General features: G+C 74.3%; 23 protein-coding genes. 15 read left to right on the top strand and 8 right to left on the bottom strand.

What is annotated here, in order from left to right:
• Positions 1-129 precede the first annotated feature (129 nt).
• Both ACWCSU_RS28040 and ACWCSU_RS28035 read left to right on the top strand, forming a co-directional pair.
• Positions 130-1,734 carry a PP2C family protein-serine/threonine phosphatase gene (locus tag ACWCSU_RS28040; protein ID WP_449938813.1) on the top strand — a complete coding sequence of 535 codons (1,605 nt, stop codon included), beginning with the start codon at positions 130-132 and terminating at the stop codon, positions 1,732-1,734.
• Positions 1,731-2,777, top strand: a complete 1,047-nt coding sequence (locus ACWCSU_RS28035; protein ID WP_449938810.1) for a cobalamin B12-binding domain-containing protein — start codon at positions 1,731-1,733, stop codon at positions 2,775-2,777. The genes ACWCSU_RS28040 and ACWCSU_RS28035 overlap by 4 nt, the downstream gene beginning before the upstream one ends.
• A gap of 13 nt (positions 2,778-2,790) precedes the next feature.
• Here ACWCSU_RS28035 and ACWCSU_RS28030 read toward each other — a convergent pair whose 3' ends face one another.
• Entirely contained in the window at positions 2,791-3,432 is a 642-nt protein-coding gene (locus tag ACWCSU_RS28030) for a 4a-hydroxytetrahydrobiopterin dehydratase (RefSeq protein ID WP_449938809.1), read from the bottom strand.
• A gap of 122 nt (positions 3,433-3,554) precedes the next feature.
• Between ACWCSU_RS28030 and ACWCSU_RS28025 the strand changes: the two genes are divergently transcribed.
• Together ACWCSU_RS28025 and ACWCSU_RS28020 are read left to right on the top strand one after the other, a co-directional pair.
• A complete protein-coding gene (locus ACWCSU_RS28025) occupies positions 3,555-3,701 on the top strand; it encodes a hypothetical protein (RefSeq protein ID WP_449938807.1) in 147 nt (48 codons plus the stop codon).
• Positions 3,698-3,994, top strand: a complete 297-nt coding sequence (locus ACWCSU_RS28020; protein WP_357695440.1) for a hypothetical protein — start codon at positions 3,698-3,700, stop codon at positions 3,992-3,994. Before ACWCSU_RS28025 ends, ACWCSU_RS28020 begins: the two co-directional genes overlap by 4 nt.
• Positions 3,995-4,027: 33 nt before the next feature.
• On the opposite strand, the gene ACWCSU_RS28015 is transcribed toward ACWCSU_RS28020, so the two are convergent.
• Both ACWCSU_RS28015 and ACWCSU_RS28010 read right to left on the bottom strand, forming a co-directional pair.
• Entirely contained in the window at positions 4,028-4,489 is a 462-nt protein-coding gene (locus ACWCSU_RS28015) for a VOC family protein (RefSeq protein WP_357695442.1), read from the bottom strand.
• Positions 4,490-4,566: 77 nt separating this feature from the next.
• Positions 4,567-5,469, bottom strand: a complete 903-nt coding sequence (locus tag ACWCSU_RS28010) for a LysR family transcriptional regulator (RefSeq protein WP_449938804.1) — start codon at positions 5,467-5,469, stop codon at positions 4,567-4,569.
• Between the two features lie 72 nt (positions 5,470-5,541).
• Here ACWCSU_RS28010 and ACWCSU_RS28005 point away from each other — a divergent pair, with 72 nt between their 5' ends.
• From ACWCSU_RS28005 to ACWCSU_RS27990, 4 genes are all read left to right on the top strand, one after another.
• On the top strand, positions 5,542-6,498 hold the full coding sequence (locus ACWCSU_RS28005; RefSeq protein WP_449938801.1) for an NAD-dependent epimerase/dehydratase family protein: 957 nt from the start codon (positions 5,542-5,544) through the stop codon (positions 6,496-6,498).
• Between the two features lie 31 nt (positions 6,499-6,529).
• Complete coding sequence (locus tag ACWCSU_RS28000) at positions 6,530-7,420, top strand: aldo/keto reductase (protein ID WP_449938800.1); 891 nt, start codon at positions 6,530-6,532, stop codon at positions 7,418-7,420.
• A 55-nt stretch (positions 7,421-7,475) separates the two neighbouring features.
• The gene (locus tag ACWCSU_RS27995) at positions 7,476-8,519 is read left to right on the top strand and encodes a helix-turn-helix transcriptional regulator (protein ID WP_449938798.1); all 1,044 of its coding nucleotides are present in this window, start codon (positions 7,476-7,478) and stop codon (positions 8,517-8,519) included.
• 86 nt (positions 8,520-8,605) lie between these two features.
• Positions 8,606-9,319: a hypothetical protein gene (locus ACWCSU_RS27990; RefSeq protein ID WP_357695452.1), complete on the top strand. Its 714-nt coding sequence runs from the start codon at positions 8,606-8,608 to the stop codon at positions 9,317-9,319.
• A 93-nt stretch (positions 9,320-9,412) separates the two neighbouring features.
• Here the strand turns inward: ACWCSU_RS27990 and ACWCSU_RS27985 are convergent, their stop codons facing one another.
• Both ACWCSU_RS27985 and ACWCSU_RS27980 read right to left on the bottom strand, forming a co-directional pair.
• Positions 9,413-10,759 (bottom strand): S8 family peptidase, encoded by a 1,347-nt coding sequence (locus ACWCSU_RS27985; RefSeq protein WP_449938796.1) that lies wholly within the window; start codon positions 10,757-10,759, stop codon positions 9,413-9,415.
• Between the two features lie 91 nt (positions 10,760-10,850).
• Positions 10,851-11,810, bottom strand: coding sequence for an EamA family transporter (locus ACWCSU_RS27980; protein ID WP_449938793.1), 960 nt, complete (start codon positions 11,808-11,810; stop codon positions 10,851-10,853).
• A gap of 110 nt (positions 11,811-11,920) precedes the next feature.
• Here ACWCSU_RS27980 and lexA point away from each other — a divergent pair, with 110 nt between their 5' ends.
• Entirely contained in the window at positions 11,921-12,580 is a 660-nt protein-coding gene (lexA, locus tag ACWCSU_RS27975) for a transcriptional repressor LexA (RefSeq protein WP_449938790.1), read from the top strand.
• Between the two features lie 15 nt (positions 12,581-12,595).
• Here the strand turns inward: lexA and ACWCSU_RS27970 are convergent, their stop codons facing one another.
• Entirely contained in the window at positions 12,596-13,204 is a 609-nt protein-coding gene (locus tag ACWCSU_RS27970) for a peptide deformylase (RefSeq protein ID WP_357695460.1), read from the bottom strand.
• Positions 13,205-13,375: 171 nt separating this feature from the next.
• Between ACWCSU_RS27970 and ACWCSU_RS27965 the strand changes: the two genes are divergently transcribed.
• From ACWCSU_RS27965 to ACWCSU_RS27950, 4 genes are all read left to right on the top strand, one after another.
• Positions 13,376-14,329, top strand: coding sequence for a hypothetical protein (locus ACWCSU_RS27965; RefSeq protein WP_449938788.1), 954 nt, complete (start codon positions 13,376-13,378; stop codon positions 14,327-14,329).
• A gap of 165 nt (positions 14,330-14,494) precedes the next feature.
• Positions 14,495-15,541 carry a methyltransferase gene (locus ACWCSU_RS27960; RefSeq protein WP_449938786.1) on the top strand — a complete coding sequence of 349 codons (1,047 nt, stop codon included), beginning with the start codon at positions 14,495-14,497 and terminating at the stop codon, positions 15,539-15,541.
• Positions 15,542-15,615: 74 nt separating this feature from the next.
• The gene (locus ACWCSU_RS27955; protein WP_449938783.1) at positions 15,616-16,458 is read left to right on the top strand and encodes a GNAT family N-acetyltransferase; all 843 of its coding nucleotides are present in this window, start codon (positions 15,616-15,618) and stop codon (positions 16,456-16,458) included.
• Positions 16,459-16,602: 144 nt separating this feature from the next.
• Positions 16,603-17,181: a PepSY domain-containing protein gene (locus tag ACWCSU_RS27950; RefSeq protein WP_449938781.1), complete on the top strand. Its 579-nt coding sequence runs from the start codon at positions 16,603-16,605 to the stop codon at positions 17,179-17,181.
• Between the two features lie 260 nt (positions 17,182-17,441).
• Here ACWCSU_RS27950 and ACWCSU_RS27945 read toward each other — a convergent pair whose 3' ends face one another.
• Positions 17,442-17,774 (bottom strand): YnfA family protein, encoded by a 333-nt coding sequence (locus tag ACWCSU_RS27945; protein ID WP_357695470.1) that lies wholly within the window; start codon positions 17,772-17,774, stop codon positions 17,442-17,444.
• A gap of 5 nt (positions 17,775-17,779) precedes the next feature.
• The gene (locus ACWCSU_RS27940; RefSeq protein WP_449938779.1) at positions 17,780-18,211 is read right to left on the bottom strand and encodes a MerR family transcriptional regulator; all 432 of its coding nucleotides are present in this window, start codon (positions 18,209-18,211) and stop codon (positions 17,780-17,782) included.
• 209 nt (positions 18,212-18,420) lie between these two features.
• On the opposite strand from ACWCSU_RS27940, the gene ACWCSU_RS27935 reads away from it, so the two are divergent.
• Both ACWCSU_RS27935 and nhaA read left to right on the top strand, forming a co-directional pair.
• Complete coding sequence (locus tag ACWCSU_RS27935; protein ID WP_357695474.1) at positions 18,421-18,567, top strand: hypothetical protein; 147 nt, start codon at positions 18,421-18,423, stop codon at positions 18,565-18,567.
• A 240-nt stretch (positions 18,568-18,807) separates the two neighbouring features.
• Positions 18,808-20,043, top strand: coding sequence for a Na+/H+ antiporter NhaA (gene nhaA, locus ACWCSU_RS27930; protein ID WP_449938777.1), 1,236 nt, complete (start codon positions 18,808-18,810; stop codon positions 20,041-20,043).
• Positions 20,044-20,065: the final 22 nt, after the last annotated feature.

Genomic DNA, 20,065 nt, shown 5'->3' with positions numbered 1-20,065 from the left:
GGGGATCGTGTCGCGCCGGGGCGCTGCGGCTAAAAATGCGACAAAAACGATTCGGCATCGGGAAAGCCGTGCAGGTCACGTCAGTAGAGTGACAGTCACGTAGGTGATCACGAACGGGGCGCGATCGGCATGCTGGGGGAGGACACGCCGTACCCGATGCTGGTCGCCGACGCCTCGGGCGCCGTCGAGCGGGCGAACGCCGCCGCCCGGTCGCTGCTGGGCGGCGCGGCAATGATCGGGCCGGAATGGCTTGCCCGCGCCCACCACGAACTCTGCGCCCGCCTGGCCGCCCCGCCCGGCGCCGGAAGCACGCCCGACGCCGAGGGCGAGCCCCGGCCCGTCCGGGGGCCGGTCGGGGAGCGGGTGTTCGAAGCTCATCCCGTGCACGCCGGCCGCGACCGCGTCACCTGGTGGCTGGTCGACGTCACCGAACGGGAGCACGCCATGGAGGTGCTGCGGGCCGAGCGGGACTCGGCCGCGTCCATGGTGGCGGCCGCCACCGAGCTGCTGTCCTCGCTCAACCTCGACCGCTGCCTGGAGGCGGTCGCCCGCCTGGCCGTGACGCACCTCGCCGAGGCCGCCCGGGTCGTCGTGCCGCTGGGCCGCCGGTACGAGGTCGCCTACCACGACGCCGGCGGCGAGGCCGTGCGCAGGAACCTGGACCTCGATCCGCGGGACCTGCCGGGCCTGGCCGAGGCGCTGCGGGCCTTCCCGCCGGTGCCCGCCCGCTGGGTCGACCCCGAGCGGGCGCCCGGCTGGGTGCTGGGCGAGGGGCACGACGGGATCCGTTCGGTGGTGGTGATCTCGCTGCCCGGCTACGGCCTGCCCGCCGGCGCGCTGATCCTGCTGCGCGGCTCGACCGGCTTCTCCCCGGCCGAGGAGGTGTTCGCGCGGCTGTTCGTGGCCCGCGCCGGCACGGCGATCTCCATCGCCCGCGTGTACGCCGAGCAGGGGGCCGTCACCGAGACGCTGATGGCCGACCTGCTGCCGCCGATGACGCCGTACCTGGACGTCGCCGACGTGGCGGCCCGCTACCGGGCGGCGGGCCACGGCGCGCTGGTCGGCGGCGACTTCTACGACGTGCACCCGGTCGCCGGTTCCGGCGGGACGGCGCTGGTGGTCCTCGGCGACGTCTCCGGCAAGGGGCTGGAGGCCGCCGTGCTCACCGGCAAGATCCGCAACACGCTGCGCGCCCTGCTGCCGCTGGCCGACGACCACCAGCGCGTGCTGGAACGGCTCAACGAGGTGCTGCTCGCCGAGTCCAGCCCGCGGTACGTCACGCTCGTGCTGGCCGGGGTCGGGCGCCGCGGCCCGCGGCTGGAGCTGCGGCTGACCAGCGCCGGGCATCCGCCGCCGATGATCGTGCGCAACGACGGCCGGGTCGAGGACGCCCTCACCCGCGGCACCCTGATCGGCCTGCTGGAGGAGGTCACCAGCGTGACCGAGACGGTGCTCCTGGACCCCGGCGAGACCTGCCTGCTCTACAGCGACGGCGTCATCGAGGCCAGGGGCGGCCCGCTGGGCGACGAGCTGTTCGGCGACGACCGGCTGCGGGAGGAACTGCGGCAGTGCGCCGGCATGCCGGCCGCGGCCCTGGCCGAACGCGTCCAGATGCTCGCCTCGCAGTGGGCGGGCGAGCGGGAGCGCGACGACATCGCCATCGTCGCCATCGGCGCGCCGCGCGAGGCGCCCGACGGCCCGCCCGACGGCCCGGACGGCGGTCCTCCGGCGTGAAGAACGAGATCGAGCGCTGCGTCGAGACGCTGCGGGCGGCGGCGACGGCCGGCGACGAGTACGCCGCGATCGACGCCGCGCGGGCCGCCCTCGACGCCGGCGTGCCCCTGGAGACCCTGCTCATCGACGTCGTCGCCGTCGCGCAGGCCCGCGTGGGCCTGGACTGGGTGGCCAACCGGCTCACCGTCGCCCAGGAGCACACGGCGACCGCGGTCCACGAGCGGGTGCTCGCCGTGCTGGCCCACGATCCGGCCGTGCGCGGCCACCGTTCCGAGCCGGACAGGGGGCGGTTGAGCGTGGCGTGCGTGGACGGCGAGTGGCACACCTTCCCGGCCCGGCTGCTGGCCGAGGTGCTGCGGCTGCGCGGCTGGCAGGTGGACTACCTGGGCGCGCACGTCCCCACCGCGCACCTGGTCGTGCACGTGCACAGGACCGCGCCGGTCGCGGTCGCGCTGTCGGGCTCGATCGCCACCCGGCTGCCCGCCGCGCACGCCACCATCAGCGCCTGCCAGGCGGCGGGCACGCCCGTGCTCGCCGGTGGCGCCGCCTTCGGGCCCGACGGCCGCTACGCCCGCCTGCTCGGGGCCGACGCCTGGGCGCCGGACGCGCGGGCCGCCGCCGACCTGCTCGACGCCGGGCCGCCGCCGCGCCGGGCCATGACGGGGCTGGGCGCCGGACGGCGGCCGCACCTGGCCGGCCCCGAGTACACCGCGCTCACCGAACGGGCGCAGGAGCTGGTCAGAGGCGTCATGGACGAGCTGGACGAGCACGCGCCCGTCGCCGAGGGCCAGGAGCCGACCGGGCACACCGCCGAGGACGTCGCGTACGTCGTCGACTACCTCAAGGCCGCCGCGTACGTCAACGACCCCGGCCTGTTCACGTCCTTCACCGGCTGGATGGCGCACGTGCTGACGGCGCGCGGCGTGCCGGTGCGCGTCCTGGCCGTCACCCTGGACGTGCTGGACGTCCGTCTGAGGGACCTGCCGCTCACCCGCGAGCTCATCGTCCGGGCCCGCGCCGCGCTTCCGGACGGGCCCCGCTGACCGTTCCCGCCGGTCAGTCGCGCTCCTGCCACGTGCACAGGCAGGCGTGGTTGCCCTCGGGGTCGGCCAGCACCCAGAACCGCGGCGCCTCCTCCTCGTGGACCAGCCGGCCGCCCGCCGCCACCGCCGCGTCGATCCGGGGACGCACCTGCGCGGGTTCCACCCACACGTCGAGGTGCCAGCGCTGCCGGGGCTCCTCGTCGCCGGACTGCTGGAACCACACGGTGGGCAGCGCGCCGGCCGGGTCGCGCAGGCCGCCCCCCGCGTCGGGCTCCATCGCCAGCACCGCCGCCCAGAACGGCCGGATCGAGTCCCGGGCGGGGGTGTCGAGGCCGAGGTCGAGCACGGAGACGGCCGCGGAGTCCAGGCCGACCCCCGCCTCGGCCGCCAGGGCCGAGACCGCGCGCGCCAGCCGCACGTCGCGGCCGGTGACCCCGCCCGTGTCGTGGCTGGTCAGCCGGACGTCGACATGGGTGTACCGCAGGTCGAGGTCGGGATGGTGGTCCATCTCCTCGGCCACCGCCCCGATGGCGTCGACGAGCGCGAGCCCGGCCGCGAACGTCCCGGTGCGGAGGCGGGTGTGCAGGGCGCCGAGCAGGTACGCCCACCCGGCCAGCCCCTCCTGTGCGATCTGCGGTCCGGTCAGCTTGGTCATGAGGCCATCTTCGCAGGCGCCGGCGAAGGTTTTCCGCGTCCCGTTCCGCGCGGACGGCAGGCGGCGCGACCGTCTCCGTCAAGCGACAGACAGCCCGCGCACGCTCGGCTACCGTCCGGAGTATGGCGAACGACGGCGAGCGGGAAGAGCTCCCGATCTGCGGCACCTGCATGGGCGCGGGCGGCGAGTGGATCGACCGGAACGGCGAGTCGGAGCAGCAGTCCACCTGGATGCCGTGCAGGTCGTGCAGCGGGACGGGCCGTAGGTGACGGACCCGATCACCTGCCCCGAATGTGAGGGCACCCGCGGCATACTGCTCGGGGACCTGTTCCTCACCTGCACGTTCTGCGGCGGCCTCGGCCGGGTGGGCGGCGCCGACGAGCCCGCCGAGCGCGGCGGCAGGCCCCCCGGCGGGCCGCCGCCGGCCTGGGAGCACAGGGTGTGGTCCGACCCGTGGATCGCCGAGCAGCTCGGCTGCCGCTTCTGCCTGGGCTCGAAGACGGTGACCCACATCAAGGCGGGCATGCTGGTGACCCTGCCGTGCAGGTGCGCCGACGACTGACCTCACCTCGTCCCACAAGGACGGGCGGCGGCGCTAGTCGAGGCAGAACTCGTTGCCCTCGGGGTCGGTCATCACGATGTGACCGCCGCCGAACGGGGGCTCCGGCTCGTGCCGCCGCACCCGCGTCGCGCCCAGCCCGACCAGCCGCTCGCACTCTGCCTCCAGCGCCGCCATGCGCTCCTCGCCGCGCAGCCCGGGAGCCGCCCGGACGTCGAGGTGCACGCGGTTCTTGGCGGCCTTGCCCTCCGGCACCCGCTGGAAGAACACCCGGGGGCCGTGCCCGTCGGGGTCCTCGATGGCCGACCTGGTGTCACGCTCCTCCTCGGGGACGCCGACCCGGGCGAGGAAGTCGTCCCACGCGGCCAGCGGGTCGGCGCCCTCGGGCAGCTCCACCCCGGGCGGGCCGGGATGGACGTAGCCCAGCGCGTCGCGCCAGAACGTGGACAGCGCCTTGGGATCGTGGGCGTCGAAGGTGACCTGGACGTGGCGGCTCATGTGACATCACTCCGTTCGGTGCGGCGATCTTTCCCGGGAACACTGTGCCAGCACCGACCGACAGAACCGGTCCGCTGTCAGCCCAGCGTCGCGGCCTCTTCGCGCAGCCACTCGACCAGGGTCGGCACCAGCGGGTGGTCGCGCCGCCGGGCGGTGGCGACCCCGATGTAGCGCACGGGACGCGGCGGGTTCAGCGGCACGACGGCCAGGCCGGGCGTCCCGCGCGCCAGGCAGATGGACGGCACCAGGCTGACGCCGAGCCCGGCCGCCGTGAGCGCCTGCGCCAGGTGGTAGTCGCTGGTGGAGCCGCTGACCCGCAGCTCGAACCCGGCCCCCGCCGCGTAGCCGCGCAGGAACGCCTCCGTCTTGGAGCAGCCGATCACCCACGGCTGCTCGGCCAGCTCGGTCAGGTCCAGCGACGCCCGCCCGGCCAGCGGATGGGCGGCCGGCAGCGCGACCGACAGCGGGTCCTCGGCCAGCGGCGTCCAGCTCAGCCCCGTACGGTCGCCGGGCAGCACCGGCAGCGGCCCGGCGAAGTGGTAGGCGACGGCCAGGTCCGCCTCGCCCCGCCGGACCAGCGGCAGGCTGTCCTCCGGCTCCCGCTCGACCACGTTCGTCTCGACCTGCGGATGGGCGGCGACGAACCGCGCCAGCACGCCGGGCAGCAGCGCGCGGCCCCCGCTGGTGAACGTGGCCACGGTCAGCCGTCCGCGCCCGGAGGCCAGCTCGTCGATCCGCTCCCGGGCGTGCCGCAGCTCGGCCGCGATCGTCTCGGCCGTCTCCACCAGCAGCCGGCCCGGCTCGGTGAGGGCCACGCCACGGGTGCTGCGGGTGACGACGGCGGTGCCGAGCTGCCGTTCCAGCGCGGCGATCTGCTGCGAGACGGCGGACGGCGTGAGCAGCAGCGCGGCCGCCGCCCGGTTGAAGCTGCCGTGCGCGGCCACCTCCCGCAGCACCCTGAGCCGATGGGCGTCGATCAACAGTTCTCCTTAACACGAGGCCGGAAAGTCACCACTACCACTGCTGACCCCGTCCGGGCCAGTCTTGGCGGCATGCGACAGATCTGCGTCATCGGCGGCAACCGCTACTTCGGCCGCCGCCTGATCCGCCTGCTGCTCGACGGCGGCGACCACGTGACCGTGGTCAACCGGGGCTCGGCCGCGCCGCCGTCCGGCGCCGAGCACGTCGTCGCCGACCGGGCGGACGCGGCGGCCCTCACCCGCGCCCTGGCCGGGCGGACCTTCGACGCCGTCGTGGACCAGGTCTGCTACACGCCGCTGCACGCCGACGTCGCCCGCCGCGTGTTCGCCGGGCGGGCCGCCCGGTACGTGATGACCTCCACCATGGAGGTCTACGACCCGGCCACCTCGCCGTCCCTCCGGCCGCCGGCCGTGGCGCCGGTCGGCGAGGCGGTCGTCGAGGCCGCGTCCTGGCCGGTGGACCCGGGCCTGCCGTGGGGGTCGCCGGACGAGCTGTCCCGGCTGCTCGGCGAGGCGGGCGCGTACGCGGAGGGCAAGCGGCAGGCCGAGGCGGTGTTCGCCCGGGACGCGGCCTTCCCGTTCGTCGCCGTGCGCAGCGCCCACGTCCTGGGCGGCGGGGACGCCGACTTCACCGGGCGCCTGCGCCACTACGTGGACCGCGTACGCGCCGGGCTGCCGGTCGCCGTGCACCGCGACCCGGCGCCGACGTCGTTCGTCCACCACACGGAGATCGCCGCGTTCCTGCGCTGGACGGCCACGGGGACCGACGTCACCGGCGCGCTCAACGCCGCCTCCCACGGTTCGCCGACCGTCACCGGCCTGTGCGCGGAGATCGCCGCCGTCAGCGGCTCGCCGGTCCCCGCCTACCGCGTCGTGGACGGAGGCGAACCGGCCTCGCCGTTCTCCTTCGACCGCTCCTACGCCCTCGACAACGGCCGGGCCGCCGCGCTCGGCTTCCCGTTCACCGACGTCACGACGTGGCTGCCGGACGCCGTCACCGCCCTCCTCCCGCTACCGACCTCCTCCTGAAGCCGCCCTCCTCCCGGAAAGCCGAACAACCATGATCACCCGCCGCATCGGAACCGCCGAGGTCAGCGCCGTCGGCCTCGGCGCCATGCCGCTGTCCGTCGAGGACCGCCCCGACCGCGCCCGCGCGATCGCCACCGTGCACGCCGCCCTGGACGCGGGCGTCACCCTGATCGACACGGCCGACTCCTACCACTGGCACGCCGGCGAACGCGGCCACAACGAGGAGCTCATCGCCGAGGCCCTGGCCGCCCGGCCCGGCGACGCCTCCGGCGTCCTGGTCGCCACCAAGGGCGGGCGCGGCCGTCCCGGCGACGGCGCCTGGACGGTCGACGGCCGTCCCGACCACCTCAGGGCCGCCTGCGAGGGCTCCCTGCGCCGCCTGGGCGTCGAGGCGATCGGCCTCTACCAGCTGCACAAGCCGGACCCGGCCGTCCCGTGGGCGGAGTCGGTGGGCGCGCTGCGCGACCTCCTCGACGCGGGGCTCATCCGCGCGGCCGGCGTCTCCAACGTGACCTGCGAGCAGATCCACGAGGCCAGGGCCGTCCTCGGCGACTCCCTCGTCTCGGTCCAGAACCGCTACAGCCCCCGGCACCGCGACAGCCTCCCCGAACTGCGGCTGTGCGACCGCCTCGGCATCGCCTTCCTGCCGTGGAGCCCCCTCGGCGGCATCGCCCGCAGCTCCCTGGACGGCCCCGGCGCCGCCCCGCCGCGCACCCCCTTCCACGAGGTGGCCGAGGAACGCGGCGTCACCCCGCAACAGGTCTGCCTGGCCTGGCACCTGGCCCACTCCGAGCACGTCGTCCCCATTCCGGGCGCCAGCCGTCCGGAGTCGGTCCGGGCGTCGGCGCGGGCGGCGGCCCTGACCCTGACGCGGGACGAACTGCGACGGCTCGGACCGTCCGGCGATGTGACGGATGCGTAGTCGCCTGACTACCCTGCGCTTGTGCGGCGGCGCCGTGGTGTGCTGACCTGGCCGCGTGAGCTCATGCCAGGACCGCGTGGTCCACGAGGTGCGCACCCTGATGGACCGCGGCATCGCCGCCGAGCACCTCGGCGCCGCCGTGTCCGCCGCCATCGCCCCGCTGCTCCGGCACGACGCGCTGCGCCTGGTCGGCACCAGCCCGGCGACCGGGCTCGGGCAGGGCTCGTTCAGCTTCTGGCATCAATACGAACGCGAGCTCGCCGTCTCCCTGCTCGCCCACCGCCGCGTCCACGGCGACCCCTGCCGGCCCGCGTCCCTGGCCCGGCTGCGGGTGCCGGTCGCGGTGGCAGGGGCCGAGGAGGGAACGCGGCGGGCGTTCGCGGCCTGCGGCGCCTCCTGCGAGCTGCGGCTGCTGCTGCGTGACGCGCGCGGCGGCGTCTGGGGCCTGCTCGGGCTGGTACGCGCCTGCGACGCCCCGCCGTTCACCGAGGACGACCAGCGCCGGGCGACGCTGCTCGCCCCCGCCCTGATGGCCGTGCTGCGCGGGTACGTCACCGCCGCCCCGCTCGCCCCCACCGTGCCCGCCCTGCCCGCCGGGGTGATCGTCGTCGGCCCCGACCGCGCGATCCGCGCCGTGACGCCGCAGGCCCAGGTGTGGCTCGACCGGCTGCGCCGCCCCGACCGGCACGGCGTGCACGCGTGGCTCGCCGACACGTTCGTCACCGCCCTGGCCGCCGACGCCGCCGAGCACGCGCGCGGCGCGGACGCCGCCCGGCCGATCATCTGCGCCCCCGCCGCCCGCTACGGTCGCTGGCTCGCGGTCGAGGCCCAGGCCCTGGACGCGGAGGGCGCGGGCGACGTGGCCGTGGTGATCCAGTCGGCCGTGGGCGGGTTGATGCTGCCCTCGTTCTGCGACTGGTACGCCCTCACCCCACGCGAGCGCGGCGTCCTGGACCTGCTGTGCGGGGGAGCGGCGCCGAAGCAGATCGCCCGGCTGCTCGACCTGTCCGGACACACCGTGCACGACCACCTCAAAGCGGTCTTCCGCAAGACCGGTGCGAGCGGCCGCGACGAGCTCATGGCCGCCTTCACCACCTGAACGCCATCCCCAACACTGGGGGGCTGTCCGGGCCGCCGCCCCACCCGACCATGAAGGAGTACGCAGCACTACCAGGGGAGGCACCCGTGACCCAGATCTCAACCCCCGCCCGCCGCCAGGTCGAGCGCTTCCTGGAGTTCTCCGACCACGTCGGAGGCCTGGAGGAGGCCGACGTGCTGGCGCTCCTCCGCGACCACGGCATCACCACGCTGGAGGCGCTCGTCGCCAAGGCGGTCAGGGCGCCGCGCTCGGCCCAGCCCGTGCCGATGGACCCGGCCCGGGCACTGACCCGGCCCAAGCCCGCGCCCGCGCGGCCCGTCACCCACCCCGCGCCCGCCATGGCGGTGGTCGTGGACGGCGTCGAGCACGACCCGGCCGACCTGACGCGCTTCGACGGCCGCCCGCTGACCTACCTCTACCACCCCGAGCGCCTGACCGCGCTCACCGACGACACCGCGCTCAACGGCGCCCTGTGGGCCTCGGCGCAACTGCGGGACCCGCGCCCGGCCACGCAGGGCGAGGTGCAGATGTTCGAGCACGTGGAGTACGCCGGCGACTGGCTCTGGTGCCCCGCCCGCCGGGGCCTGAACGACCTGACCGACGTCTACCACGGCCCGCTGCACCTGCACGACTGGAACGACGTCATCAGCTCCATGGGCGGCACGAACTGCACGGTCCGCTACTACGAGCACATCAACTTCGGCGGCAGCTCCATCCTCGTCGCCCCCTTCTCCGACATCCCGACCCTCGTCCCCAGCGGCTGGAACGACCGGATCTCCTCGGTCTGGAACCACGGCTGACCTCTTCCTCCACCGGTTCGTCCACCGGCCCTCCCCGGCGGACGGCGACGCCGCGCACCCGTCCCGTCGGCGGGTGCGCGGCGCCGTCGCGGGTCAGGCGGCCCGGGTGCGGTGCGAGCGGAGCGCGGCCAGGACGCCGGCGGGGTTGACGATGCCGTAGCCGTAGTCATGGTCGAAGCCGACCGTGCTGCGGTCCTCGGCGGTGCGGTTGAGCAGCGTGCGAAGCTGCGCGGGCGAGATCTTGGTCGACGGGTGGCGGGTGCGCAGGGCGGCGATGACGCCGGCGACGACTGGGCAGGAGGTGGACGTGCCGGTGTCGGGGGTGCCGGGCCCACTGGCCTCGGAGCCGGTGTAGTGGGTGTAGGCGGCCAGGTCGGGCTTGTGGTCGCCGAGCCGGGCCGGCCCCTGCGAGGAGTAGCCGACGCGCTCGCCGTGGGTGTCGACCCCGGCCACCGTGACCACCTTCGGATGGCCGTTGCCGCCCACGATGTCGGTGTATCCGCAGCTCGCCGCCGGGCAGTCGCGTCCGCAGTTGCCCGCTGCGAACACGATGTCGGCCCCGGCGTGCTCCAGGCTGGAGATCATGACGTTGAACGGGTGCGACGGGTTGTCGGAGTAGTTGCCGGGGTGGCCGGGCGGGAAGTCCTGCTCCGGGTTGTACAGGCCCCAGCTGTTGCTGACGACCAGCGAGCGCGACTCGGCCGGCATCGCCTCCAGGAGCCCGCGCAGATGGGTGTAGGCGGCCACGGCGTCGGACAGCATGCCCTCGACCGTGCCCTTCCTGCTCTGCAGGACGGCGACGTCGAGCAGCGTCGAGCGCGGGGCGGCGATCTGGGTGTTGAACGCGCACAGGCTGCCGTGCTCCACCGGGTAGCGCCCCGGCGTGGGCGTGACGCCCGGCGGGGCCCAGCTGCGCCCGGCGTCGAGGGTGACCTGACGGCCGAGCTTGGTGCTCACGTGGTCGGCGTTGACGCCGCCGTCCACGACCGCCAGGGTGACGCCGTGGCCGTCGTAGCCGGCCGCGCGCAGGTCGGAGGCGTGCAGCAGCCGTTCGACGTCGTGCCAGTCGCCGACCGGGCCGGTGTCGGCGCAGGTGAGGTTGGGATGGATGGCGGGGTCGGCGAACACGCCGACGATCTCGCGTACGGACGACGACAGCAGCGCCAGCCTGGACGTGAGGTCGTCGTCGGAGAGCTCGCCGCGCACGAGCACGCTGGCGTGCTCGGCCGACAGGGAGAAGCCCAGCGGCCGGCTGAGCGACGACAGGCCGCCTGAGGGCGAGGCGGGCAGCGGACGCGGCAGGGCCAGCGGGGCGAACGCCTGGTCCAGGACGATTCCCGGCAGGTCACCTGCCACGTCGGCGACCGTGGCGGTGACGCCGGGGTCGAGGACGGCTTCGACGGTTTCACGGGCGGGGCGGAGCTGGATCAGGACACGCAACGCTCCACCTCCTTTCCGGGGACGGGGATGGGACACTCGTTGCTTCCCCTCGTAAATACCCGCTGTAGTAGATTAACTACTTACAGTAGTGTCAGCACTTCATTGCCCCGGAGGTCACCTCTTTGTCGCCGTCCTGGGCCGTCGTCGGGGGCCGGCGGGTCGCGGTCTGGGCGAGGAGCGCGCCGGACAGCACGATCACGCCGCCGGCGATCTGGAAACCGTCCAGGCCCTCGCCGAGCAGCCCCCAGGCCGCCACCGCCCCGCCGATGACCTCCAGCGACGCCACCGTGGCGCCCACCGCGGCCGACAGCCGCCGCACCGCGTTCACTCCCAGGATGTAGGCGACCACGCTGGCGACCACCACCATCCACAGGAAGGCCAGCGGCACGGGCAGCGTCAGGGCCCCGGGCGCGGGCGTGGCCGACTCCGTGAACGCCGCCCATCGCAGGTCCCACGGGCGGGCGACCGGGACCAGCACCAGGGCCGCGCCCGCCATGCCCCAGGCGACGAGCCCGAGCGGATCGACGTCGTCCCCGAAGCTGTCGTTCATCAGGAAATATCCGGCGGAGCACGCCGCGGCCAGCAGGCCCAGGGCCAGGCCGAGCGCGTCCAGCCGGAGGTCGTGCCACACCTCGGCGACGATCCCGAGGCCGGCCAGGGCGACGAGCGCCCCGGCGTAGGCCGCCCGTGGGAGCCGGATCTTGCGTACCAGCCGCACCCAGGCCGCCACCATCACCGGGGCCACGTAGACCAGGAGCAGGGCGACCCCCACCGGCAGACGGGTGATCGCGGCGAAGTACAGCGACTGCACCCCGGCCACCGCCATGACCGCGTACAGGGCGAAGAACGGCCACCTGGACCGCGGGATGCGCAACGCGCCCGGCCTGACCACGGCCAGCACGGCCAGCAGCAGGAGCCCCGCCGCCGTCATCCGCGCCCACACGGCCTCGATCGGCGTCAGCCCCGCCGCGACGAGGTACCTGGCCATCGGCCCCGAGAACGCGAAGCACGCCGAGGACCCGAACGCGAGGGTCGGCCCCGCATATCTCATGCCGCACCACCAAGATCGTCACGACTGCCGGGAAGTCACGACCCTGACACGTCCCGCGGCGCGGGGGCAACGCGATTACCCGCCCCCCGGACGCCCTCTAGCATTCCCCTGTGACCACCTACGACGACCACGACGCGTTCGAGTACCTGAACTTCTCGGCCCTGCCGCAACGCCAGCAGCGCATCCTGGCCACGATCCGCGACTGGGTGGTCAGGCACGGATACCCGCCGAGCACCCGCGAGCTCGGCCAGGCGGTCGGGCTGCGCTCGCCCTCGTCGGTGTCCAGACACCTGAGGAGCCTGGAGGAGAAGGGCTTCCTCAGCCGCGGCACGACGATGACCCGCCCGATCGACGTGCGGCTGTTCCTGCGGCCGCCGTCGCCGGAGCCGTCCGGCGAGCTGGTGAGCGTCCCCGTGGTCGGCGACATCGCCGCGGGCGCCCCCACCCTCGCCGACGAGCACCTCGACGACACCCTGACCCTGCCCCGCGACCTCACCGGCCGCGGCACCGTGTTCGGCCTGCGGGTGCGGGGCGACTCGATGGTCGACGCGGCCATCTGCGACGGCGACATCGTCGTGGTCCGGCAGCAGCCCGAGGCGCACTCCGGGCAGATCGTCGCTGCGATGATCGACGGCGAGGCCACCGTGAAGGTCTACCGGCGGCGCGGCGGGCACGTCCGGCTCGAACCGCGCAACCCCCGCTACGACGTCATCGACGGCGACCGGGCCGTGGTGCTGGGGATCGTGGTCTCGGTGATCCGCAGCGTGTGACCCCCGCCTCGGGCGTCAGGGCCTGGGGGCCCAGAAACGCTCGTGGTTGGCGGTGGTGGAGATCGTGCGGGTGTCGGCGCGGTCGAGGTAGAGGGCGCCGTTCAGGTGGTCGGTCTCGTGCTGGGCGATGCGCGCCGGCCAGCCGGACAGCTCCGTCTCGTACGGGCGGCCGTCCCCGTCCAGGGCCGACAGCCGCACCCGCGCGTGCCGGGGGACGACGGCGGTCAGCCCCTCCACGCTGAGGCACCCCTCGTGGAACGCCCGGTAACCGGATCCGACGGGCGTGACGACCGGGTTGACCAGCTCCAGAGGCGGCTGCGGGACACGCTCGCGCTCGGCGGCGAGGTCGGGCGGCAGCTCGGCGGGGTCCTCGATGACCGCCAGCGCGAGCGGGATGCCGACCTGCGGCGCGGCCAGGCCCACGCCGACGCCCGGCAGGTGCCGGAACATCGCGTCCAGCAGCTCGCGCAGGAGGGCGTCGGAGAGCTGGCCGTCGTACGGCTCGGCCGTCCGGCGCAGCACGGGGTCGCCGACCTGGGTGACCGACCAGGGCCTGGGGGCGGCGAGGAGGGCGTGCACCCGCTCGGTCAGCTCCTCGGCGCCCACGCCGTTCAGGTGTCTCATGGGGGTCCTTCCGCTCGACGGTCGTTCGCTCAGCAGACGGTAGAGCATGGGCGGTGACCCGGTTTCGGCGGGTAAAGAGGGCTAGAAGCAATCATAGAGTAGTTGATCCACTGCTATGGGTAATGATCGTTGCGGATGATCACGTAACGTCGCCGGGAGGCACCCATGTGCATGAGAACGATCGCCGTCTTCGGCCTGACCACGGTGGGGCTGCTGACGGCGGTGGCACCGGCGACGGCCGAGGACGGCAGCGCCGCCGCCGCGCCGTGCGTCGCCGCCCGGATCGAGGTCGCCAGTGGCTCCCCGGCCGGGGCGAGCGCCCTGCTCGACACCTCGGCGGTGCGGACGTTCCTGCAAGGGCTCGTCCGTCCGGCGGACCGGCCGGGGGCGCAGCCGCTCCCGGAGGACACGTCGTTCGCCGCGGCCGCCGAGTTCCCGGGCCTCCTCGACGCGCTCCTGCTGGACGTGGACGACTACGTGTTCCTGCTGGACGCGCAGGAGGACGTCCAACCGGCCAGGACGGGCGGCGACCCGGGCGACGTCGGCCCGGCGGGGACGGGCGGCGACCCGGGCGACGTCGCGCCGGCCACGAGCGGCGCGGACAGTGACGCGCTGGCCAGGCGGATCCTGGAGGCGCTCGTCGCCGACGCCCTGAGGTGCACCCCGCCCGCCGCCCCGCCGGCCACCGACCCCGCAGCCACCTCCGCAGCCACTTCCTCGGTCGCCACCTCCTCTGCCGCGGACTCCGCCGACGTCGGCTCGTCGGACGTCGGCTTCTCGGACGTCGGCTGGTCGGCCGATCCGGAGGCGACGTCCCTCATGGACTCCGAGGGAGCCACGGCGGTGCTCGAAGCGCTGATGAACCGGCCCGAGTCCTGCGTCACCGACGGCACCTCGACCATCCGCTCCTCCGACACCGGCATGCCGATCGCGGCCGACTCGTCCCAGGTGTCGCTGCTCGATGCGCTCGGCGTCCGAAGGATGCTGGACGTCCTGGTGGGCAGGCCGTCGGCGTGCGCCACCGAGGACGTTCCCCTGTCGGCGGCGACCACCGAGCAGGACCGGCCGAAGTCGCTCCTGGACGGCTTCGGCCTCGGCGCCCTGTTCTCCAAACTCCTCGGCTGACCGCCCCCCTGAGGGCTGACCCATCACTGCGGCGGGTCGGTCCTCGGGTGGGCGTGTCGGTGACGTCCCGGGATTTTCCGGTTGTTCGCGGGAGGGGCCGGGCGGGTGATCGCGTGGTAGGTTGCGGGCGAGCCTTGATCCTTTGGGGAGAAGGGGGCTGCGGCCGTGACAGGCACCAGCGACGAGACCGTCCGACCGACGGCGTGGGAAGCGGCGTGGGAGGTGCTGGCCCCCGTCACGGACATGGTCACCCCGATGGCCGTACGCGTCGCGGCCACCCTGCGCCTGACCGATCTGATGGGCGGCGACGAGCTGCCCGTCGAGGAGCTGGCCCGCCGTACCGGCACCGACGCCGACGCGCTGGGGCGGCTGCTGCGCCACCTCGCCTGCCGCGGCGTCTACGCCGAACGAGAACCCGGCGTGTTCGCGGTCAACGAGCCCGCCGCGCTGCTGGCCTCCGGCCACCCCTCCATGATGCGGGACCGGCTCGACCTGGACGGCTTCGGCGGGCAGATGGACGTCGCGTTCACCGGCCTGCTGCACACCGTCCGCACCGGGGAACCGGCGTGGGAGACCGTGTTCGGCGTCCCGATCTGGAACCATCTCGCCGCCCATCGGGAGGTGGGCGAGTCGTTCGACGCCCTCATGGCCGCCGGGGCCGGCGACCTCACCGACGTGGCCGAGGGGTACGACTGGTCCGGCGTACGGCACGTCATCGACGTCGGCGGCGGCACCGGCGCCCTGATCGCCGAGCTCCTGAAGGCCCACTCCGGGCTCCGGGCCACGCTCGTCGACCTGCCGGACACGCTGGAACGCGGCCGGCGGTCCCTGACCGGGCTCGGCCTGGACGAGCGGTGCGCGTTCGCCCCGCAGAGCTTCTTCGAGCCGCTGCCCGAGGGCGGCGACGTCTACGTGCTCAGGCGCGTGATCCACGACTGGAGCGACGACGAGGCCGTACGCGTCCTGCGGCGCTGCGCCGACGCGGCCGGGCCGCACGGGCGGATCGTGGTGATCGAGTCCCGGGGCGGCTCCGGCGACGATCCGGCCATGTTCGCCGAGATGAACCTGCGCATGCTGGTCCTCAGCGGCGGCCGGGAACGAACGGTCGACGACTACGCCGCGCTCGCCGAGAGGGCGGGGCTCGACGTGGTGGAGGTGCGTCACACCCCGCTCGGCAACGTCATCCTCGACTGCGTCCCCGGGCCCGGCTGACCGGGTGCCCCCGGGCCCTCCGTCACCTCCGGCGCGATGGGACACTTGATCATCTGTAGGCGAAGGAGACCGCAGTGACCACCATCGAATGGGCCGAGCTGTCCGCCGCGCACCTGCCGGCGATCGCCGCCCTGGCCGGCAGGTGCGCGGCGCGCGACGGTGGGCTTCCGGCGACCGCGTCGCCGTCCTTCCTGGAACGCAGGTACACCGGCGGCCCGGCGGTGGGCGCCTTCGCGGAAGGCGAGCTGGTGGCCTGCGGGGCGGTGCGGCCGGTGGGCGAGACGACGGCGGCGACCGGCCTGGTCGACCCCGGCCACCGCGGCCGCGGGCTCGGGTCCGGCCTGCTCGACCGGCTGGCCGTGAAGCCGGGGGCCGGGCGGCTGGAGACCGAGTCGCTGACCCCGCAGGCGCACGCGCTGTTCCTGGCGCGCGGGTTCCGCCAGGCGTTCGCCGAGGACGTCTTCCGGCGCGACCTGACCGTGCCGTTGCCGTCCGTGCCGATGCCGCCGGAGGTGGCGGTCGAGGAGTGGTCCCCGGACAGCGAAGGGGCCTTCTACCAGGCGTACGCGGCGTCCTTCGCGGATCGTCCCGGCTTTCCCGGGTGGTCGCGGGAGCAGTGGGTCGACTGGCTGGTGGACGACGGGTTCCTGCCGGGGTGCTCGCTGGTGGCGCGTGAAGCGGGCGTCGCCGTCGGCTTCGTGACGTGCGCGGACGAGTTCCTGGTCCAGGTGGGCGCCGTGCCCGGGTGGCGGCGGCGCGGGCTGGCGCGGGCACTGGCCGTCGCGGCGCTCGGCCGTATGCGTGACGGCGGGGCCGTCCAGGTCTTCCTGGACGTCAACGTCAACAACCCGGCCTCTGCCGCCCTCTTCCAGGGTCTCGGGTTCGAGAAGATCGCTCGCCGCGCCCGCTACGAGTAGGCCCATCTCAGCCGGGCGTGGCGGTCGTGAGGCTCCGATGCGGGCCTTAACCGGACGTTAGGGTTCTCGCAGTTCGTCGCCATCGTGCCGGCGGCCACTGTGGGAGGCGTCAGGACGACGACCACGCAACGGAGGGTTTTCCGCATGCGCAAGCCTATGATCATCGCTGGACTGGCCACGGCCACCGTGCTCGCCGCGGGCGCCGGCACGGCCTTCGCCACCGCCTCCACCCCCACATCCGGCCCCACATCCGGCCCCACGTCCGCCGCCACGTCGGCCCCCGCCCCGGCGGTCCCCCAGGAGCAGGCCGAGAAGACGGCGCTGGAGAAGGTGCCGGGCGGCAAGGTCACCTCGGCCGAGCTGGAGAACGAGGACGAGGGCCAGGTCTGGGAGATCGACATCGACGCCGCCGACGGCATCGAGCACGAGATCACCGTGGACGCCACCAAGGGCACCGTCCTCGCCGAGGAAACGGACGACGCCGACGACCACGCCGACGACCGCACGGACGCCCAGCAGGGCGACCAGAAGAACGCCCAGACCGCCGACAGCGACGACGACGCCGAGGACGACCAGGCGGGCGACAAGGCGGAGGACCAGGCGGGCGACCAGAACGACGACCACGGTGGCGACAAGGCCGGCGCCAAGAGCGACGACCAGGGCGACGACCACGGCAGCGACCAGGGCAGCGACCACGGCGACGACCACGGCGACGACGACTGAGGGACACCCTCCTGGCGGTAGCCCCCGACCGGGGTGCCGTCAGGGGGCGCGCGAGTCTGGAGGCGGCATCGACACCGGTGCCGCCTCCAGGCGCGTCGGGGCCGGTCAGACGGTGGCGCTGACGCCGATGTCGTGAAATCGGCCCAGGAGGCCCGCACCAGCGAGCGCGGCGGCCATCACACCGGCGAACACGGGCTCTCCGGGGGCGACGGGCTGGGCTGGGCACGGTCTCGGGCGACGGCCCGGGTGCGGGACGGGGGTCAGGTGCGAGGGGCGTACATGATGACGAGGACGCCGACCAGGCAGATCAGGGCGCCGATGACGTCCCAGCGGTCGGGGCGGAAGCCGTCGGCGACCATGCCCCACACCAGGGACCCGGCGACGAAGACGCCGCCGTACGCGGCCAGGATGCGGCCGAAGTTGGCGTCCGGCTGGAGGGTGGCGACGAAGCCGTAGAGGCCGAGGGCGACGACGCCGCCGCCGATCCACAGCAGGCCGCGTTGCTCGCGCACACCCTGCCAGATCAGCCACGCGCCGCCGATCTCGGCGAGCGCGGCCAAGGCGAACAGCAGCAGTGAGCGGATCATCGTCATGACGGTCAGTACATCGCATCCGCGAGGGCGGCGGCGGGGAGGGGGCAGTCGGGGCAGGTGCAGCCGGTCAGGCTGTCGCAGCCGGCGGCGACCACCTGGGTCAGCGACTCCCGGACGGTGGTCAGGTCCGCGATCTTCGCGTCGATCTCGTCGATCTTGGCCTGGGCCTGGGCGCGCAGGTCGGGCGTGGGGTGGCGGCGGCCGGTGTCGATCAGTGCGGCGACCTCGTCCAGGGTGAAGCCGAGCCGCTGGGCGGCCTTGATCACGGTGAGCAGGGCGACGGTCGAGGGCGGGTAAGCGCGGTGCCCGCCCGGGCTGCGCCGCGGCTCGGCGAGCAGGCCGCGGCGCTCGTAGTACCGCAGGGTCTGGATGTTGACCCCGGCCTGCTCGGCGACCTGCCCGCTGCGCAGGTACGGCTCCTCCGGCTCGGGGCTCACGCGTGCCGCCCGGCGGCTCTGGGCTGGAGAGCGTCCAGGACGTCGGTGTGCCGCGTGCGGGCGGACGGTGTCCGGTCCTGGGAACCCTGGTGAAGGAGGAGGCCTGTGGTCATGTCATGACGGTAACCCCGTACCTGGGTACCGGATTCAAGGGGCGGCGGGAACTTGTAGGGTGGTAGGGGGTAGGGCCGGACAAATGGGAGGCAAGGGTGCGTGAGTTCCGCTCCTGCCTTCACCTCGCCCGCGAGTGGCACGCCCGCCCGCTGCGTCCGCTGGAGTTCCGTCCGGTCGGCACGAACGGCTATGTCAGCACGTGGGGCGTGATCCCGGGCATCCGCCCGCCGCAGGCCCACTGAGAGCCCTCCGCCAGGCGGCGGCCCGCACAGCCGGAGACCGCTGAAAGCCGCGCACCACGCAAAGGCTGCGCCCGGCGCCCTGCAAGCCCTCCATCAAGCGAAACGCCGCACAGCGGCCGGCAGTGCTGCGCCGTGCGGAGGCTTCGCCGTGCGGCTGAAGGTCGCGTGAAGGTTCCGCATGGCTGGGGGCGGTGTAGTCGTTGGCCCGAATTGTTCTTATTGTTCTGGAGTTCTTCCTTCATGTCGCGGATCATCACCGCCCTCCGCTCCGACGCGGTCGGCGGCGTGCTGCTCATCGTCGCCGCCCTGGCCGCGCTGGCCTGGGCCAACTCGCCTCTCGCCGACTCCTACGAGGCCCTGCGCACGTGGTCGTTCGGCCCGTCCGGGCTGGACCTGCGGCTGAGCGCGCAGGCGTGGGCCGCCGACGGGCTGCTGGCGGTGTTCTTCTTCATTGTCGGCAACGAGCTCAAGCAGGAGCTCGTGCACGGCGAGCTGCGCGACCCGCGCCGCGCCGCGCTGCCCGTCGTGGCCGCGCTCGGCGGTGTGGTGATCCCCGCGCTGTTGTTCCTGGCGGTGAACGTCGCCGCGCCGGGAGAGGCGGTCAACGGCTGGGGCGTGCCGATGGCCACCGACATCGCCTTCGCGCTCGCCGTCCTGGCCGTCGTGGGCCGCGGCCTGCCCACGCCGCTGCGGACGTTCCTGCTGACGCTGGCGACCGTGGACGACGTGTGCGCGGTCGTCGTCATCGCCGTCGGCTACACCTCGGGCCTCAATCTCGCCGCCCTGGCCGGGGCCGCCGCCGGGCTGTGCGTGTGGGCGTACCTGCAGCACGGGCGGGGCCGCGCGGTCACCGCCGTGCGCCGCGCGCTGCCCGCGTGGCTGCTGTACGGGCCGCTCGCCGTGCTGATCTGGGCGCTGACGCACGCCTGCGGGGTGCACGCGACCATCGCCGGCGTGGCGATGGGCCTGCTGATGCGCACCCGGCCGCGCGCCGGCGAGCAGGAGCCGCCCTCCCAGCGCGCCGAGCACGCGCTGCGGCCGTTCTGCGCCGGGGTGGTGCTGCCGGTGTTCGCGCTGCTGTCGGCCGGGATCTCCCTGTCGGGGGCGGACGGCTTCTGGGCGGGGACCGTGACCTGGGGCGTGCTGGCCGGGCTGGTGGCGGGGAAGCCGCTGGGCATCGTCGGCGCGGCGTGGCTCACCGCGCGCCTCACCAGCGCCCACCTCAACCCGCGGCTGAGCTGGAGCGACATCGCCGGTGTGGGCGTCCTGGGCGGGATCGGGTTCACCGTCTCGCTGCTGATCGCCGAGCTCTCCTATACCGGCCCGGCGCACCTGACCCAGGCCAAGGGCGCGATCCTGCTGGCCTCGGCGGCGGCGTCCGTGCTGGCCGCCCTGATCCTCGGCGCCCGCGGCCGCCGACGCCGGACGGTCGCGGGCGGGCTGACCGGACAGGCCGGAGGCGCGTTGGCCGGATAGGCCGGAGGCGGGCTGACCCGGG

It is taken from the genome of Nonomuraea sp. NPDC001699, from assembly GCF_053596455.1.
This window is presented reverse-complemented; position numbering and strand designations above follow the sequence as displayed.

Excerpts from the sequence above, each read along its gene's own strand:
- nhaA (WP_449938777.1), top strand. The coding sequence starts at position 18,808 with ATGTCGCGGATCATCACCGCCCTCCGCTCCGACGCGGTCGGCGGCGTG.
- ACWCSU_RS27945 (WP_357695470.1), bottom strand. The coding sequence starts at position 17,774 with ATGACGATGATCCGCTCACTGCTGCTGTTCGCCTTGGCCGCGCTCGCC.
- ACWCSU_RS28015 (WP_357695442.1), bottom strand. The coding sequence starts at position 4,489 with ATGAGCCGCCACGTCCAGGTCACCTTCGACGCCCACGATCCCAAGGCG.
- ACWCSU_RS27980 (WP_449938793.1), bottom strand. The coding sequence starts at position 11,810 with ATGAGATATGCGGGGCCGACCCTCGCGTTCGGGTCCTCGGCGTGCTTC.
- ACWCSU_RS28040 (WP_449938813.1), top strand. The coding sequence starts at position 130 with ATGCTGGGGGAGGACACGCCGTACCCGATGCTGGTCGCCGACGCCTCG.
- ACWCSU_RS28025 (WP_449938807.1), top strand. The coding sequence starts at position 3,555 with ATGGCGAACGACGGCGAGCGGGAAGAGCTCCCGATCTGCGGCACCTGC.
- ACWCSU_RS27950 (WP_449938781.1), top strand. The coding sequence starts at position 16,603 with ATGCGCAAGCCTATGATCATCGCTGGACTGGCCACGGCCACCGTGCTC.
- ACWCSU_RS28030 (WP_449938809.1), bottom strand. The coding sequence starts at position 3,432 with ATGACCAAGCTGACCGGACCGCAGATCGCACAGGAGGGGCTGGCCGGG.
- ACWCSU_RS27970 (WP_357695460.1), bottom strand. The coding sequence starts at position 13,204 with ATGAGACACCTGAACGGCGTGGGCGCCGAGGAGCTGACCGAGCGGGTG.
- ACWCSU_RS28000 (WP_449938800.1), top strand. The coding sequence starts at position 6,530 with ATGATCACCCGCCGCATCGGAACCGCCGAGGTCAGCGCCGTCGGCCTC.
- ACWCSU_RS27965 (WP_449938788.1), top strand. The coding sequence starts at position 13,376 with ATGAGAACGATCGCCGTCTTCGGCCTGACCACGGTGGGGCTGCTGACG.
- ACWCSU_RS28005 (WP_449938801.1), top strand. The coding sequence starts at position 5,542 with ATGCGACAGATCTGCGTCATCGGCGGCAACCGCTACTTCGGCCGCCGC.